Source organism: Pedococcus sp. P2_E4 (assembly GCF_056403935.1).
Map to the genome: position 1 here is coordinate 30,020 of NZ_JBFUEO010000019.1, position 14,693 is coordinate 44,712.

Consider the following 14,693-nt stretch of genomic DNA (forward strand, 5'->3'; position numbering starts at 1 on the left):
GGATCCACGTGCGTGAGGCGAAGGCGGCCATGACCCGTCCCGTCCGCATCGCGACGAGGTTGTTCTCCCCAGAGGTGGCTGCGGCGGCGTTCCGGCTTCGGGTGCTGGCCGACGCCTTCGACTTCCTCGGCCACCCCGTGGAGGTGCTCACCACCAGGCCTCCCGAGGGTTTGGTCCCTGACGACGGCCCGCTACGGGTCAGTCGCTGGCCCGCCCTGCGCGACGAGCAGGGGAACATCCGCGGGTACGTCCACTACCTTTCGTTCGACCTCCCCCTGGCCGTGCGGCTGCTGGCGCGCCGGCGCCCGGCGCTCCTGGTGTGCGAGCCGCCGCCGACGACCGGGCTGGTGGTGCGGCTCGCCGCTGCTCTGCAACGGACGCCATACGTCTACTACGCCGGGGACGTGTGGTCGGACGGTGCGGCGTCGATGGGCGCCCCCTCCCCGATCGTGCGGATGCTGAGGGCGGTCGAGTCGTGGGTCATGCGTGGGGCTGCGACCGTGCTGTGCATCAGTGACGGTGTAGCCGAGCGGGTCGCGCACCTCGGAGTCGACCCACGCCGCGTCGTCGTCGTCGGCAACGGAGTCGACACCGATGTCTTCACCCCGGACGGCCCCCCTCCAGAGGGGACCGACTCGGCCGCAGCAGGGAGCGCCGGGCCTCTTTTCGTCTACACCGGCACGATGTCGGAGTGGCAGGGTGCAGAGGTTCTCGTACGCGGCTTGGCCGCATTCCGGGCGACGGAGCCGACCGCCCGCCTCGTCTTCCTGGGACAGGGCAGCGACCTGCCCCACCTACGGCGCCTGGCGGACGAGCTCGCCCCCGGCGCGGTGGAGTTCCACGGTGTCGTTCCGCCTTCGCAGGCTGCCGCCTGGCTGCGATCCGCGACCGCGGCGCTGGTGTCGATCAAGCCCGGTCAGGGCTACGACTTCGCAAAACCCACCAAGGTCTATGCGGCCACGGCCTGTGGCACTCCGGTGATCTTCTCCGGCGCTGGGGCGGGTCACGATCTGGTCGAGGCGCAACGACTCGGCTGGGCGCCCGGCTACACGGTCGAGGGCGTCGCCCACGCGATGGCGAGCGCTTGGGCTCTCGGTGAGGACGAGCGCGCGGCGACCCGCGAGCACGTCGTCGCCTGGACCGCCGAACACGCCTCACTGCGCACGATGGGTCATCGCGCCGCCGAGGCGGCCCTGCGCGGCGCCGGATTGTCCTGACCGGTCACGTGCGGCGAGGCGGCCGAATGTCGTCTCCGCTCAAGGGGGCTCGCTGAGCGGTGCTCGCTGAGGGGGTGCTGGCTCAGCGGCGCTTGGCGGCGTGGATCGCCTCGACCACACGGGTCGCGGCGTCGCCGTCGCCGTACGGGGCCGCGTCGGTGGCTGCCGGGGCTGGGCGCTGGACGAGGTCGGCGAGGTCGTTCGGGTCCTGCACGAGCACGTTCCATCCCAAGTCGACCGTCTCTGTCCACTCCGTCTCGGTCCGCACCGTCGTGCAGGGGACTCGGAGGATGAACGCCTCCTTCTGCAGCCCCCCGGAGTCGGTGATGACGCCGGCGCTGGTCATCACGTTACGGACGAGCGTGGGGTAGGGGATCGGGTCGGCCACCGTGACCGAGCCTCGGTTCAGGTCGATTCCGAAGTCGGCCGCCCGCTGACGGAGACGGGGGTGGGCGAAGAGCAGCACTGGCGCCTTCACCTCTGCGAGGCCTTCCACGATCGTGCGCAGCCGGACCGGGTCGTCGGTGTTCTCTGCGCGGTGCAGGGTCGTGACGTAGTAGGGCTGCTCGGGGTCGACATCCTCGGGCAGCTCGACCGGTCGATCGGCCACAGCGTCGCGGACCTGGAGCAGAACATCGGTCATGACATCGCCGACCAGGACGCTGGAGCCCGTGAGCCCCTCGTTGCCCAGGTGCCCCATGGCGACCTCCGTCGGAGCGAGGCACAGATCCGCCGCGTGGTCGGTCAGCACCCGGTTGTGCTCCTCGGGCATCCGGCGGTTGAACGACCGCAGCCCTGCCTCGAGGTGGGCCAGGGGGATGCCCATCTTCACCGCGCTCAAGGTGCCGGCGAGGGTGGAGTTCGTGTCACCGTAGACCAGCACCCAGTCGGGGCTGGTCTGCTCGAGCACCTCGTCCATCGCGGCGAGCATCGCGCCCGTCTGGCGGCCGTGGGACGCCGATCCCACCGCGAGATGGCGGTCGGGCGCGGGGATGCCGAGGTCCCGGAAGAACACGTCGGACATGTTGATGTCGTAGTGCTGACCGGTGTGGACGATCACGTGCTGGTCACCATGGACCGCCATCGCGGCGGCCACCGGGGCGAGCTTGACGAACTGGGGCCGGGCACCGACGACGCTGAGGATCTTCACGGCCGGTCACTCTAGCGGGCGGCGACCCTCCCACCACAACCACAGTCCGCACTCAGTGCGAGCGGGGAAGGTTGCTCTTGAACCGCGCGGGCAGCGGAAGCAGCCGGAGGTCCTTGCGGGACAACGCCCACCAGCAGAGGCAGAACGCGGCGGCGACGAGTGGCTCGAGGTAGATCGGCAGCTCGAGGGTGCGTTCGGCGACGAGCAGGCCGACGATTGCCGCGGCACCGGTGAGCCCCCGTGTGGCCAGCCCGAGCCAGGAGTGGCGGCCCTTGCGCCACTCAGCGAGCAGCGGGACGCTGGCAGAAACCGCCGAGCCGAGGAGGAACCCCACCGCGACTCCCTCGACGCCCATGTGCGGAGTGAGGAGCCACCAGGACAAGGCGCCCACCGACAACCCGGCGAACGCCGCTCCACTCGTGAGCTGCATCGCTCGCCGTGACCGCGTGGCGAGGGCGTTGATGCTGGCGACGGCCACGTTGGTCAGCATCAACGCGAACACCAGGACGGGCAGGATGAGCGAATCGGGGTTGAACTCGCTGCCCCACAGCACCGACATGACCAGGCGGGAGCAGAGGATGAGCGACCCGAACATCGACACCATGACGAGTACGAGGACCCGGGTGGCTTGGTTGGTCTGTGCCTTGAAGTTCACCAGGTCGCCGCGACCCCACGCCTCGGCGAGCGAGGGGAACAGCACGAGGCTGAGCGAAGCCGCGAGCATCGACGCGGGCGTCGCCGTCGCCATGGCGGCGGCGAACTGCCCGGCGCCTGCCTCGTCGAGTCCCTTGGCCACCACCATGGCGAGCTGGAGGAAACCAGCACTGGCCAGGGTCCCGGCCACCCCAACGAGGACAACCTGGTCCATCTCACGCTTGAGGGCCGGCTCGAGTCGGGCCGTCCGGTCCACGCCGCGCGGCCACCCCGACAGCGTGTACACCAGGTACGAGAGGGACAGGGCGAACAGGAGCGCAGGGCCGCGTACTCCCGCCAGCAGGAAAGCCGCGAGTGTGACCAGGCCTGCGCCGGCGCTGAGCAGGTCCCACACCGTGGCGCGGGCTACCTGTCCGGTTCCGAACTGCACCCCCCGGATGAAGCTGTAGCCGGAATACGACGCTGTGAAGAGCGCGACCCACAGGCCGTCGATCCACCGGCCGTCGTCGTAGTACACCCAGAACGGCGCGGCGACGCCGGCGAGCAGCACGCTGGACTGGAGCGCCCGACGGCGGAAGTGCGTGGCGACGGCGTGCAGCTCCTCGAGGTTGCCGGCACCGCGAGCGCGGGCGAGGTACTTCGACGCGACGCTGCCTGTCGTCGTGGGCCACATGAGGGTCAGCAGGGATGCGGTGGAGATCGCGGCCTGCACGGTGCCGAGAACGAGCTTGCCTGCGATGCGACCGATCAGCCAGCTGGTGGCGAAGCGCAGCACCCCCTGGGCAAGCAGTCCGACTGTGCTCATCGCCCCGCGCTGGGCGAGGCTGTGCGCGGTCCGGGTGTCGAGGCGCAAAGGGCGAAGGTTGTCCATGATGGCGGCGCCAAGGGCCCTTGCTCTCACGCCACGACCCTACCCGTGCCTCCCGGCCGCCCGAGCCTGCACGCCTCCGTCAGCCGTCGACCTAGACTCTCATGCCGTGAGCCGCCCCCAGATCCTGTGCCTGTCGTTGTCGCCCATCCACCGTGACGCCCGGGTGCTCCGGCAGATCGACGTGCTGGCGGCGCACGGCGACGTCACCACCCTGGGCTACGGTCCAGCTCCTGCCGCTGCGACCGCGCACCTCGAGGTCGGCTCCGCGCTGACGTCGCTGCCGCAGACCCCCCGTGGCGTGGCCTTGCTCGCCGCGCGCAGGCTGAAGGCCGCCGAGGCCATTGCGCCGGCCATGGTCCAGGCCCGTCGGTTGCTCGACGGGCGCCGTTTCGACCTCGTCGTCGCCAATGAGGCGCGGATCCTTCCGGTGGCAATGGAAGTCGCAGGCCACGGTTCGACGCCGACGCCGGTGTGGGCCGACATGCACGAATGGGCGCCTGAGGAGCGCTCGCACGTCACGTCGTGGCGACTGTTGGTCGCTCCTCTCATGGCGCACATCTGCCGCGAGTACCTTCCTCGGGCCGCTGCGGTCACCACGGTGGGGGAAAGCATCGCGGAGATGTACCGCCGCTCCTTCGGCGTCGACTGCACCGTGGTGCGCAACGCCCGCCCCTTCGTTGACCTGAAGCCCTCCGCCATGGTGCCGGGCGTCACGCGTTTGGTGCACAGTGGCGGCGCGGTGCCCGGGCGGAACATCGAGGCCCTCATCGAGGCGACGATGCAGCTACCCGACACGACGCTCGACCTCATCTTGGTGCCCGGCAACGACGGCGGCAGGTACCTGCGCCAGCTGCGGGACAAGGCGGCCGGCAGCGATCGCGTCCGCTTCCACGACGCCGTCACCCCGGACGAGCTCCCTGCTGCGTTGAACCCGTTCGACGTCGGGGTGTACTGCCTGCCCCCGGCCAACGTGAACATGGAGTACGCCCTCCCGAACAAGCTCTTCGACTTCGTCCAGGGGCGACTCGCGATGGTGGTGGGGCCCTCGCCCGAGATGGGGCGGTTCGTGCGCGAGCACCGGGTGGGAGCGGTGTCGCCGAGCTTCGGCGTGAGTGACTTCACCGCGACCATCGCGAACCTGACCCCCGAGATGGTGGCGGCCGCGAAGCAGTCCGCCCACGACCAGGCGCGCGAGCTCAGCAGTGACACCGACGTCGAGCGGTCGCACGCCCTCGTGGCGCGCCTGCTGGGCGGCGCCTGACCTCAGTTCCGGGCCGCCAGCACGCGCTCGTAGGTCTGCTGGACCGAGGCCCACGCGTGGTCGACTCCGTGGACGCGGGCGACATACTCCTGACCGGCCGACGGGTCGTGGGCGCTGGTGCCTGAGACGAGGGCGACCACAGCATCCGCTGCCGTGGGCACGCTGTCCCCGAGGACGGGGGGCGGGGCGGCGGCGTACAGGGGCAAGGGCACGGGCATCACGAGAGGCGCTCCGGTGCCGAGCGCCTCGAGCTCGCTCGCGGCGAGGATTCCCGCGCTCTGGCCCACGACAGCGTGGGCGGAGGCGAGGAGGCCGAGGTATGCCGCACGGTCCAGTCGGGCGACCAGGTCCACCCCGGCGGCACCCGCCTCGACGGCTCGCGGGCCCCAGTCGAGGCCGATGACGTCGGCCCGCTCGCCGACGGCGGCGACCACCGCCGCGGCGAGGTCGACCTGCGCCTGTCCACCCTTGTCGTCGCCCCACCGCGATGCGAAGACCACCCGCGGTCGCGGCGCCGGGGACCAGTGCGGCAGCAGACCCGTGTCGATGGGCACCGGAAGGTAGACCGCGTCGGTGCGCTGGGGCACGACGTGCTCCGCAAGGTCGGGCGTGGAGAAGAAGACCGCCTCGGCCCGCCGCAGCCCGTCGCGGATGGGCGCTCGCCAAGCTGGGAGGTACTGCTGGGTGCGGACGTCCGTACCGTGGCAGTGGAGGACGTAGCGTCGCAGTCCGAACCGGGCGTGCTTGAGAATGCCTGCGCTGTGGACGTGCGCGATGTCGTGGCGACGGCTCTGCACGGCCAGTCGCGCGACCCATCCGGCCCCGACGACGGCCTTCTGGGCCAGGCCCAGCGATCCGGGTGCGGTCACCGCGCCGGTCGCGGCCGGCAGGTAGTCCCAGCGCATCCCGTGCCGAGCCGCCTCGCCGATGAGCTGGACAGCCGTCGAGGCGCAGTCGTTGACGTGGAGGACCGTGGTTCGGCCAGTGGTGGGCACCCCGTGAGTGTAGGCAGCGGACCGTAGGGTGGTGTCGGACCCGGCCGCTCCCGGCGGCCGCTCGCCCGGTTGCCCGCTCGAAGGAGACCCCATGAAGTTCGGACTGTTCGTCCCGCAGGGCTGGAAGATGGACCTCGTCGGCATCGACCCGGCCCAGCACTGGGGCGTCATGGCTGGTCTGGCGCGTCGTGCTGACGAGAACGACGCCTGGTCCTCGGTCTGGGTCTACGACCACTTCCACACCGTCCCGGTCCCGTCGCAGGAAGCCACCCACGAGGCCTGGACGCTGATGGCCGCGCTGGCCGCGGTGACACACCGGGTGCGACTCGGACAGATGTGCACCTGCATGGCCTACCGCAACCCGGCCTACCTCGCGAAGGTCGCCGCCACCGTCGACATCGTGTCCGAGGGGCGGGTCGAGATGGGCATCGGTGCCGGGTGGTACGAGCACGAGTGGCGGGCCTACGGGTACGGCTTCCCCCGGGCGGGCGATCGCCTCCGGGCGCTCCAGGAGGGCGTCGAGATCCTGCGCCAGATGTGGACGACCGGCACCGGGACGTATGCCGGGGAGCACTTCACGGTCGACGGCGCTCGTTGCCATCCGCAGCCTCTCCAGGGCACGGCCCTGCCGGGGTCCACGCACAACGGCATCCCGATGTGGATCGCGGGCGGCGGAGAGAAGAAGACGCTGCGGATCGCGGCGAAGTACGCCGACTACACGAACTTCGGCTCCGGGATCCCGGAGCAGTTCAAGCACAAGAGCGCGGTCCTGCGCCAGCACTGCGACGACCTCGGCCGCGACTTCGCCGAGATCACTCGCACCACCAACCTCGACATCGTCATCGGGTCGACCGAGCGGGATGTCGCCGACCGGATCGCCTGGCTCGACGACCACCTCCGTCGCGCCGGGGTGCCCGACTCGCGTCGCGAGAGCAGGATCGCCGAGCTACGCACCTCAGCCGGGGTCGGCACCCCCGAGCAGCTCGTGGAGCGACTCCAGGGCCTGGGCGGGCTCGGTCTCGGATACCTCATCGGCTACTTCTTCGAGGCGGCCTACGACACCAGCGGGATCGCGTTGTTCGAGGCAGAGGTGATCCCCGAGCTCGTCGACCGCCGAGAGCACGGTCACCTGTGGCACCTGCCTCGCCGGCACTGAGCCGAGGGTGGTGGGCGCCACACCCGGCAGCGGTGCCCACGCGGCATACCAACGGGTAACCTGACCCACTGTGAGCGGCAACAAGGACTTCGACCTGTTCAGGATCTCCGAGGACCACGAGGCCCTCCGCGACGCGGTCCGCGCGGTCGCCGAGGACAAGATCGCGCCCTACGCCGCCGCGGTCGACGAGGAGGCCCGCTACCCGCAGGAGGCGCACGACGCGCTCGTGGCCAGCGACTTCTTCGCCCCGCACATCGCCGAGGAGTACGGCGGGGTCGGTGCCGACGCGCTCGCCACGTGCATCGTCATCGAGGAGGTGGCCCGCGTCGACGCCTCGGCGTCCCTCATCCCCGCGGTCAACAAGCTCGGCACGATGCCGCTGATCCTGGCCGCGAGCGACGACGTGCTGCGCCGCTACCTGCCGCCGGTGGCCGAGGGCCGCTCGACCTTCTCCTACGGCCTGTCCGAGCGTGAGGCGGGGTCCGACACCGCGGCGATGAAGACCCGCGCCCGCCGCGACGGCGACGACTGGGTGGTCAACGGCCAGAAGTCGTGGATCACGAACGCCGGCGTCTCCGACTACTACACGGTGCTGGCCGTCACCGACCCCGACGGCAAGCGCGGCAGCAACGTCACCGCCTTCGTGCTCGAGAAGTCCGACGAGGGCTTCACCTTCGGCGAGAAGGAGCGCAAGCTCGGCATCAAGGGCAGCCCCACCCGCGAGCTGCACTTCGACAACGTCCGCATCCCCGGCGACCGCGTCGTGGGTGAGGTCGGCGACGGCCTCAAGATCGCGCTCACGACCCTCGACCACACCCGCGTCACCATCGGCGCGCAGGCCGTCGGCATCGCCCAGGGCGCGCTGGATTTCGCGGTCTCCTACGTCAAGGAGCGCAAGCAGTTCGGCAAGGCCGTGGCCGAGTTCCAGGGGGTGCAGTTCATGCTCGCGGACATGGCGATGGCCGTGGAGGCCGCCCGCCAGCTGGTGTATGCAGCCGGGGCCAGGTCCGAGCGTGGCGACAAGGATCTGCCCTTCTTCGGGGCGGCCGCCAAGTGCTATGCATCCGACGTCGCGATGCAGGTGACGACCGATGCGGTGCAGCTGCTCGGCGGTGCCGGCTACGTCCGCGACTTCCCCGTGGAGCGGATGATGCGTGACGCCAAGATCACCCAGATCTACGAAGGCACCAACCAGATCCAGCGCATGGTGATGGCCCGCCAGCTGCTCAGGTAGCACCCGACCCTCGGAGCACCAGGTCGATTCCGCGCGACATGGCGGCCCGCGGGGTAGGGTGCCGGGGTGCAGAGGGGGCTCCTGGGCGCCTGGACGCGGCGGCTCCCGGTGGCCGGCGCCGTCCTCGCGACGGCGGCAACCACCCTCGGTGCAGCTCCGGTCGCCCAGGCCCAGGCCCAGACCCAGGCGCCGTGGGCCGAGCGGACTGGTCCGGGTCTCCTGGGGCGCTCGACCGCGCCGATCCTGCGCACGACGCTACTCGGCACGGCTGACGCGGTCACCGCCGACCAGGCTGCCCGTCTCGCACGCGTCTCCGGTGCCCCCGTGACGCGGCTCGCCGGGCCGGATCGATACTCCACGGCCGTCGCCGTGGCCAGGTCGCTCGCGCCGTCCGGGTCGCCCGAGGTCGTCCTGGCCACCGGCGCAGCGTTTCCCGACGCGCTGGCTGCCGGACCCCTCGCGACGAGGCTCTCCGGAGTGCTGCTGCTCACCGAGCAGGGCCGGCTGCCTGCGGTGGTCGCCGATGAGCTGACCCGTCTCCGGCCGCGCAGGATCACCGTCGTGGGCGGTGCCGGAGCGGTGTCGGCAGCAGTCCTGGCGGCTGCACGGTCCGCTGCCGGTGGCGCGGCTGTCACTGTTCGCCGGCTCGAGGGACCGGATCGGTACACGACAGCGAGCGTCGTCTCGCGACAGTTCCCCCGCGGAGTCGGAGCCGTCCTGGCGTCGGGGGGCGACTTCCCTGACGGCGTGTCCTCGGGGCCGGTGGCCGCCGCTCTCGGCGGGCCGGTCCTGCTCACGACGCCCGACCAGCTGAGTGCAGCCGCCCGCAGCGAGCTCACTCGCCTGTCACCCACCCGTCTGGTCATCGCAGGTGGCTTCGCCGTCGTGTCGCCGGCCGCCGAGTCCGCCGCCGAGTCGGCCGCTGGTCGCAGCGCCGAACGAGCAGCCGGCGTCGACCGCTACGCGACGTCCGCTGCGCTCGCCGCGCTGCTGGCGCGCACCAGGGCAGCCGGAGGGGCGTTCGTCGCCACGGGCCTTGCGTTCCCCGACGCCCTCGTGGGCGGGGTTGCCGCCGCCGCCCAGCAGGCTCCGATGCTGCTGACCTCAGCGCGCAAGGGCGGGCGGTCGGTCGTGGCGGCGGAGGTGGCACGGCTGCGCGTGGTGGGCGCGTGGGTGCAGCTCAGCCTCGACGCGCTGGCCCGGCAGCAAGGCCTGGGCGGAGTGCACACGGCATTCGACGCTGCGTACCAGATGAGCTCGTTGGCGACGCTTTACGGCTGGGCGGATCCCGAGGTTGCCACCCAGCTCCAACGCGTGCGGGCTGCCCGCAAGCCGGACGGTGGCTATGGGCTCGACGTCGCGTGGGACGCGTTCGCCGACGGCAGTGTCAACCCGGCGTCGACCAGCTACCTCGTCACCGTGACCGACCACGTCGGTCGTGCCCTGTTGCACGCGCGCGCAGCGGGCGTGGTCGGGGACGCCGAGGTCGCGGCCCTCGTCGACCTCGTCCTGGGGTGGCCGAGCGTGGTGGGCGACCCGGACTGCCTGGGCTACTCGCCACGCTCGAGCGACCGCCGCATCTGCGTCTACAACGTCAACATGGCTGCGGCCTGGTTCCTCAAGGCAGCCTACGATGCAGGTGTCCGCCGTCCGGGGCAGCTCGAGATGTCGGCTCGGCTGTACGCCCACGACGCACGGCTGCAGACCGCAGGCTGGTGGCCTTACGCGTCGTCGAGCCGGAGTCGTCGCCAGGACTGGAACCACAACGCCGCGATGATCGACGCACAGCTGGTGCTCGACCCCGCCGCAGGCCAGGCAGCAATCGGCGCCGTGATGCCCGGTGGGTGGCAGCACCCCGATGTGGCAGCGCGTCGTTTCGACGACGCCATGGGTTACACCAGGCTCCTGCCCTTTGCCTGCGGGTACCGCAGCTCGGCCTTGATCACTGCGGATCGGCAGGTGCTGGCGGCCCAACGGGAGGCGTCGGACGTCGGCCAGCTGACCTTGTGGGCTGTGTCCACCGCGGAGTCCTGCGGCCCCTGACGCTAGCCGCCGGTGGGCTTGCCGTCCGTGCCCGCGGGCGGGGCCTCGAGCGGCTTGTCGTTGCGCAGCAAGGTGAACAGCGCCTTGGCGCGCTGGGTGTCCCACTTGACCGAGCTGCCGGCGGATGTCTGGTAGTTGAGGCTCTGGATCGGCACGACCAGGCTGAGGCCCTGGTCGTTGGACACCGCGCGCATCGCGAGCAGCACCCGGCTGGCGTCCCGCATCGAGGTGTCCTCGCCGACGATCAGGCCGTGCGCCGAGGCGTGGGTGAAGCGCCAGTACCTCGTCGGCACCAGCACGGTGGACGGGGTCGCGGCCTTCTTCATGATCGCGGCGAGGAACTGCCGCTGCCGCTCCGCGCGACCGATGTCGCCGCGGGGGTCTGAGTAGCGAGCCCGGACGAAGCCGAGCGCGTTCCTGCCGTCGAGGACCTGGCACCCCTTCTTGAGGTTGATGCCGGCCTTCTTGTCGTTCATGGTGAACGGCACGCAGAGGTTGACGCCGTCCACGCTGTCGACGACCGAGGCGAACCCGGCGAAGCCGATCTCGACGTAGCCGTCGATGTGGAGGTCCGTGACCTGCTCGATCGTCTGGACCAGCAGGTTGGGGCCGCCGAACGCGAAGGCGGCGTTGATCTTGTTGCTGCCGTGGCCCGGGATGGGGACGTAGGAGTCGCGGGGGATCGAGACGAGGGCAGGCTTGCCGCCGCCCTCGGAGACGTGCACGAGGATGATGGAGTCGGTGCGACGACCCTCGGCGTTGCCGGTCGCATACTCCTTCTTCTGCGCAGCGGTCAGGCCCTCGCGGCTGTCGGACCCCACCAGCAGGTACGTGAAGCCCTTGGTCTCGGCGGGGCGCTTGCCGGCGGGCGTCGTGTCGACCTTCGTCACGGAGTTCCATGCGTGCAGCGGCGTGAACACCATGAACGCGACCCATGCGGCGACCAGCAGCAGGATGAGGCGCACCACCGGGAAACGGCGTCGGCGCCGCGGCTCACCGGAGCCTGAGCCGGAGCGGCCACTGGTGCGGCCGGGTGCCCGGGGCGGCGCGGTCGCGGTCCGGTCGCGCCCTCGTCCGCGCACGTCGACGGTGTAGACGTCGTCGCCCGCCCCAGCCTCGTCTCCGCCCTGGCCACCTGTGCCCCGCTGGGGGATGGGGCGCGCGTCGTCGGGGCCTGCGGGACGTCCGGTCATGGCGCAAGTCTGAGGCGACGAGGTGGGCGGTGGCAAAACGCAGCACGGGTGCGAGTCGCCCGGCGGAGGACGACGACCGCGGTGGGCCGCCTCCGCGACGCGCCCCACGGCACGGCCCACGGCACGCCACCCGACGTGCCCGTGAGACACCCCGCGACACACCCGCGACTCGCCCCGCGACACGCCCCACGCGTCACAGGAATCACACCTCGTGCGTCTCATACTGGTCCACCATGAGCCGCCCGACCGTCGAAGCCCGGGGATCAGCGACCCCGCGGGGCGCGACCCGGGCCCGTCCGGCCACCGCAGGCTGGCCCTCGGACGCCGACGCGGTCTACGTCTCGGGCGGCAGCGGTCGCCGACTCGGCGACACCACCCCGGCCAGCTCGCGGATGCGGCGTCGGCGGGCCTTCACCCTGGTGGCCCTGACGCTAGTGCTCCCGGGCGCGGCCCAGCTCGTGGCCGGCAACCGGCGGCTCGGCCGGCTGGGGCTGCGGGTGTGGCTCTCGATGCTCGCCCTCGTGCTCGCCGTCGGGCTCCTGTTCCTGGTGAGCCGATCCACGGCCCTCGGGCTGGTCGGCCGCCCTTGGCTGTTGCAGGGGCTGCAGTGGGCCCTCACCGGGTTCGCGGTGCTGTGGGCCGTGCTGTTCGTCGACGCGTGGCGGCTCGGCCGGCCCGGCGGCCTCGTGGCCGCGTCGCGCCGCTGGCTCACGGGGATCACGGCCGCGCTGCTCGTGGTCACCTCGGGAGGCCTGGTGTATGCCGCGCAGACCGTGGGTGCCGGACGGCAGGCGCTCGGGGCAATGTTCCAGGGTGGCGATGCCATCGCGTCGACCAACGGGCGGTACAACATCCTGCTGCTCGGCGCAGACTCCGGGCGCGACCGCGTCGGCACGCGCCCCGACAGCATCCAGCTCGTCAGCCTCGACGAGGAGACGGGACGCGCGGTGACCTTCGGCTTCTCGCGCGACACCGAGAACATCAACTTCCGCCCGGGGTCGACGATGGCCCGGCTGATGCCCGAAGGGTGGAACTGCGGCGACGAGTGCCTGCTCAACGGGCTCTACACGTGGGGCCAGGAGCACGCGGCGATGTTCCCCGCGGGCACCCGCAACCCCGGGGTCGTGGCGACGCGCGAGGCGGTCGAGGCCCTCAGTGGGCTCGACGTGCACTACTACGTGATGGTCGACCTCAAGGGCTTCCGCAAGATGGTCGACGCCGTGGGCGGCCTCGACCTCACGGTCAAGCACCGCACCCCGATCGGTGGCGGCACCTCCCGGATCGTCGGGTGGATCGAGCCGGGGCGCCAGCACCTCGACGGCTACCACGCGCTCTGGTACGCCCGCTCGCGCCAGGGTTCGACCAACTACGAGCGGATGGCCCGGCAGCGCTGCGTCATCACGGCGATGGCCGGGCAGCTCGACCCGCAGACGGTGTTGCTGCGGTTCCAGAAGATCGCCTCGGCCAGCTCCGGCCTCGTCGAGACCGACCTGCCGCAGTCCGAGCTGGGACGGTTCGCCGACCTCGCCATCAAGACCCGCTCCCAGAAGATCCGCGGGGTCAACTTCGTCCCGCCGCTGATCAAGCCGTGGGACTACGACGCCTCGGTCGTGACCTCGACCGTGCGCTCGACCATCGCGGCGTCCGAGAAGTCGGGGGAGAAGGCCACGAAGGCCTCTGCCACGAGGGCCCCACGACCGAAGGTCACCAAGCCCAGGCCCCAGCCCGGCACGGCGGTGCAGGACCCGGCCAAGGCGGCCGGCAACGCGGCGGAGAGCGACCTCTCCTCCGTATGCTCGTCATCCTCATGACCAGCGCCCCCGTGAACGAACCCGTCGAACCCGGCGAACCCGCCGATCGCGCCGGACCAGGCGAAGACGCCCGAGGCGTCGCCGAGCCGGAACCCGCTCTGCTGCCTGCCTTGCCTGCCCTGCCCAGCGTGGGGGTCGTCATGCCCATCCTCGACGAGGAACGGCACCTCCAGGAGGCCGTCGACGCCGTGCTGGGCCAGGACTACGCCGGTCCTGTGCAGCTCGTGCTCGCGCTCGGGCCGAGCCACGACCGCACCGATGAGATCGCCCGCAGCATCACCGAGCGCGAGCCGCGCGTGCGCAGTGTCGCCAACCCGTCCGGCCGGACCCCTGAGGCGCTCAACGCCGCCCTGGGTGCCCTGGGCGAGGTCGACGTCGTGGTGCGGGTCGACGGGCACGGGGTCCTCGACCGCGACTACGTGCGTACCGCAGTCACCCTCCTGGCCGAGACCGGCGCCGCCAACGTCGGGGGCCTGATGGATGCCGAGGGGGTCACCTCGTTCGAGCGCGGTGTGGCCGCGGCCATGACCTCACGGCTCGGGGTGGGGGCTGCCCGGTTCCACACCGGCGGCGACGCCGGACCCGCCGACACGGTCTACCTCGGGGTGTTCCGCCGGGCCTGGCTGACCCGGATGGGCGGGTACGACCGCCGTTTCGTCCGCGCACAGGACTGGGAGCTCAACCACCGGATCCGTGAGGCCGGCGGCCTCATCTGGTTCTCGCCCCGGCTCCGGGTGGCCTACCGCCCGCGTCCCACGCTGGCCGCCCTCGCCCGGCAGTACCGCGACTACGGTCGGTGGCGCCGGGTGGTCGCACGAACCCACTCCGGGACGATCAACGCCCGGTACCTCGCACCACCGGCAGCGCTGGTGGGCGTGGCGGCTGGGCTCGTCGGCGGGTTCGTGTGGTGGCCGCTGTGGCTGGCGCCGGCGGGCTACCTCGTCCTGACCACCATCGGGGGCCTCACCGTGCACGACGCCCGGCTGCGGCCCGCCGACCGGCTCTGGCTGCCGGTGGTGCTGCCCACCATGCACCTGTGCTGGGGCTGGGGTTTCCTGACGAGCACGGTCCGGATCGACGACTGAGCTGCGTCGCGCAGGCCGCTCCC

At 71.5% G+C, this 14,693-nt stretch carries 11 protein-coding genes; 7 read left to right on the top strand and 4 right to left on the bottom strand.

Annotation, left to right across the window (positions count from 1 at the left end; all coding sequences use genetic code 11):
* Window positions 1–8 precede the first annotated feature (8 nt).
* Window positions 9–1,217, top strand: coding sequence for a glycosyltransferase family 4 protein (locus AC1DV7_RS10720; RefSeq protein WP_477597108.1), 1,209 nt, complete (start codon window positions 9–11; stop codon window positions 1,215–1,217).
* 82 nt (window positions 1,218–1,299) lie between these two features.
* Here the strand turns inward: AC1DV7_RS10720 and wecB are convergent, their stop codons facing one another.
* Both wecB and AC1DV7_RS10730 read right to left on the bottom strand, forming a co-directional pair.
* On the bottom strand, window positions 1,300–2,367 hold the full coding sequence (gene wecB / locus AC1DV7_RS10725) for a non-hydrolyzing UDP-N-acetylglucosamine 2-epimerase (protein ID WP_477597109.1): 1,068 nt from the start codon (window positions 2,365–2,367) through the stop codon (window positions 1,300–1,302).
* 52 nt (window positions 2,368–2,419) lie between these two features.
* On the bottom strand, window positions 2,420–3,826 hold the full coding sequence (locus AC1DV7_RS10730; protein WP_477597110.1) for a lipopolysaccharide biosynthesis protein: 1,407 nt from the start codon (window positions 3,824–3,826) through the stop codon (window positions 2,420–2,422).
* A gap of 172 nt (window positions 3,827–3,998) precedes the next feature.
* On the opposite strand from AC1DV7_RS10730, the gene AC1DV7_RS10735 reads away from it, so the two are divergent.
* Entirely contained in the window at window positions 3,999–5,153 is a 1,155-nt protein-coding gene (locus tag AC1DV7_RS10735) for a glycosyltransferase (RefSeq protein ID WP_477597111.1), read from the top strand.
* Window positions 5,154–5,155: 2 nt separating this feature from the next.
* Here AC1DV7_RS10735 and AC1DV7_RS10740 read toward each other — a convergent pair whose 3' ends face one another.
* Window positions 5,156–6,148, bottom strand: coding sequence for a hypothetical protein (locus tag AC1DV7_RS10740; protein ID WP_477597112.1), 993 nt, complete (start codon window positions 6,146–6,148; stop codon window positions 5,156–5,158).
* A gap of 91 nt (window positions 6,149–6,239) precedes the next feature.
* Here AC1DV7_RS10740 and AC1DV7_RS10745 point away from each other — a divergent pair, with 91 nt between their 5' ends.
* The 3 genes from AC1DV7_RS10745 (at window position 6,240) to AC1DV7_RS10755 (ending at window position 10,581) form a co-directional block, all read left to right on the top strand.
* A complete protein-coding gene (locus AC1DV7_RS10745) occupies window positions 6,240–7,304 on the top strand; it encodes an LLM class F420-dependent oxidoreductase (RefSeq protein ID WP_477597113.1) in 1,065 nt (354 codons plus the stop codon).
* Window positions 7,305–7,374: 70 nt separating this feature from the next.
* On the top strand, window positions 7,375–8,538 hold the full coding sequence (locus AC1DV7_RS10750; protein ID WP_477597114.1) for an acyl-CoA dehydrogenase family protein: 1,164 nt from the start codon (window positions 7,375–7,377) through the stop codon (window positions 8,536–8,538).
* 66 nt (window positions 8,539–8,604) lie between these two features.
* Window positions 8,605–10,581, top strand: a complete 1,977-nt coding sequence (locus tag AC1DV7_RS10755; RefSeq protein WP_477597115.1) for a cell wall-binding repeat-containing protein — start codon at window positions 8,605–8,607, stop codon at window positions 10,579–10,581.
* Window positions 10,582–10,583: 2 nt separating this feature from the next.
* On the opposite strand, the gene AC1DV7_RS10760 is transcribed toward AC1DV7_RS10755, so the two are convergent.
* On the bottom strand, window positions 10,584–11,774 hold the full coding sequence (locus AC1DV7_RS10760) for an LCP family protein (protein WP_477597116.1): 1,191 nt from the start codon (window positions 11,772–11,774) through the stop codon (window positions 10,584–10,586).
* 233 nt (window positions 11,775–12,007) lie between these two features.
* Between AC1DV7_RS10760 and AC1DV7_RS10765 the strand changes: the two genes are divergently transcribed.
* Together AC1DV7_RS10765 and AC1DV7_RS10770 are read left to right on the top strand one after the other, a co-directional pair.
* On the top strand, window positions 12,008–13,585 hold the full coding sequence (locus AC1DV7_RS10765) for an LCP family protein (RefSeq protein ID WP_477597117.1): 1,578 nt from the start codon (window positions 12,008–12,010) through the stop codon (window positions 13,583–13,585).
* A gap of 110 nt (window positions 13,586–13,695) precedes the next feature.
* The gene (locus tag AC1DV7_RS10770) at window positions 13,696–14,670 is read left to right on the top strand and encodes a glycosyltransferase family 2 protein (protein ID WP_477597118.1); all 975 of its coding nucleotides are present in this window, start codon (window positions 13,696–13,698) and stop codon (window positions 14,668–14,670) included.
* The last annotated feature ends 23 nt before the right edge of the window (window positions 14,671–14,693 follow it).

Coding starts and splice junctions, on each gene's coding strand:
- AC1DV7_RS10760 (WP_477597116.1), bottom strand. CDS start 11,774: ATGACCGGACGTCCCGCAGGCCCCGACGACGCGCGCCCCATCCCCCAG.
- AC1DV7_RS10765 (WP_477597117.1), top strand. CDS start 12,008: ATGAGCCGCCCGACCGTCGAAGCCCGGGGATCAGCGACCCCGCGGGGC.
- AC1DV7_RS10730 (WP_477597110.1), bottom strand. CDS start 3,826: ATGAGCACAGTCGGACTGCTTGCCCAGGGGGTGCTGCGCTTCGCCACC.
- AC1DV7_RS10745 (WP_477597113.1), top strand. CDS start 6,240: ATGAAGTTCGGACTGTTCGTCCCGCAGGGCTGGAAGATGGACCTCGTC.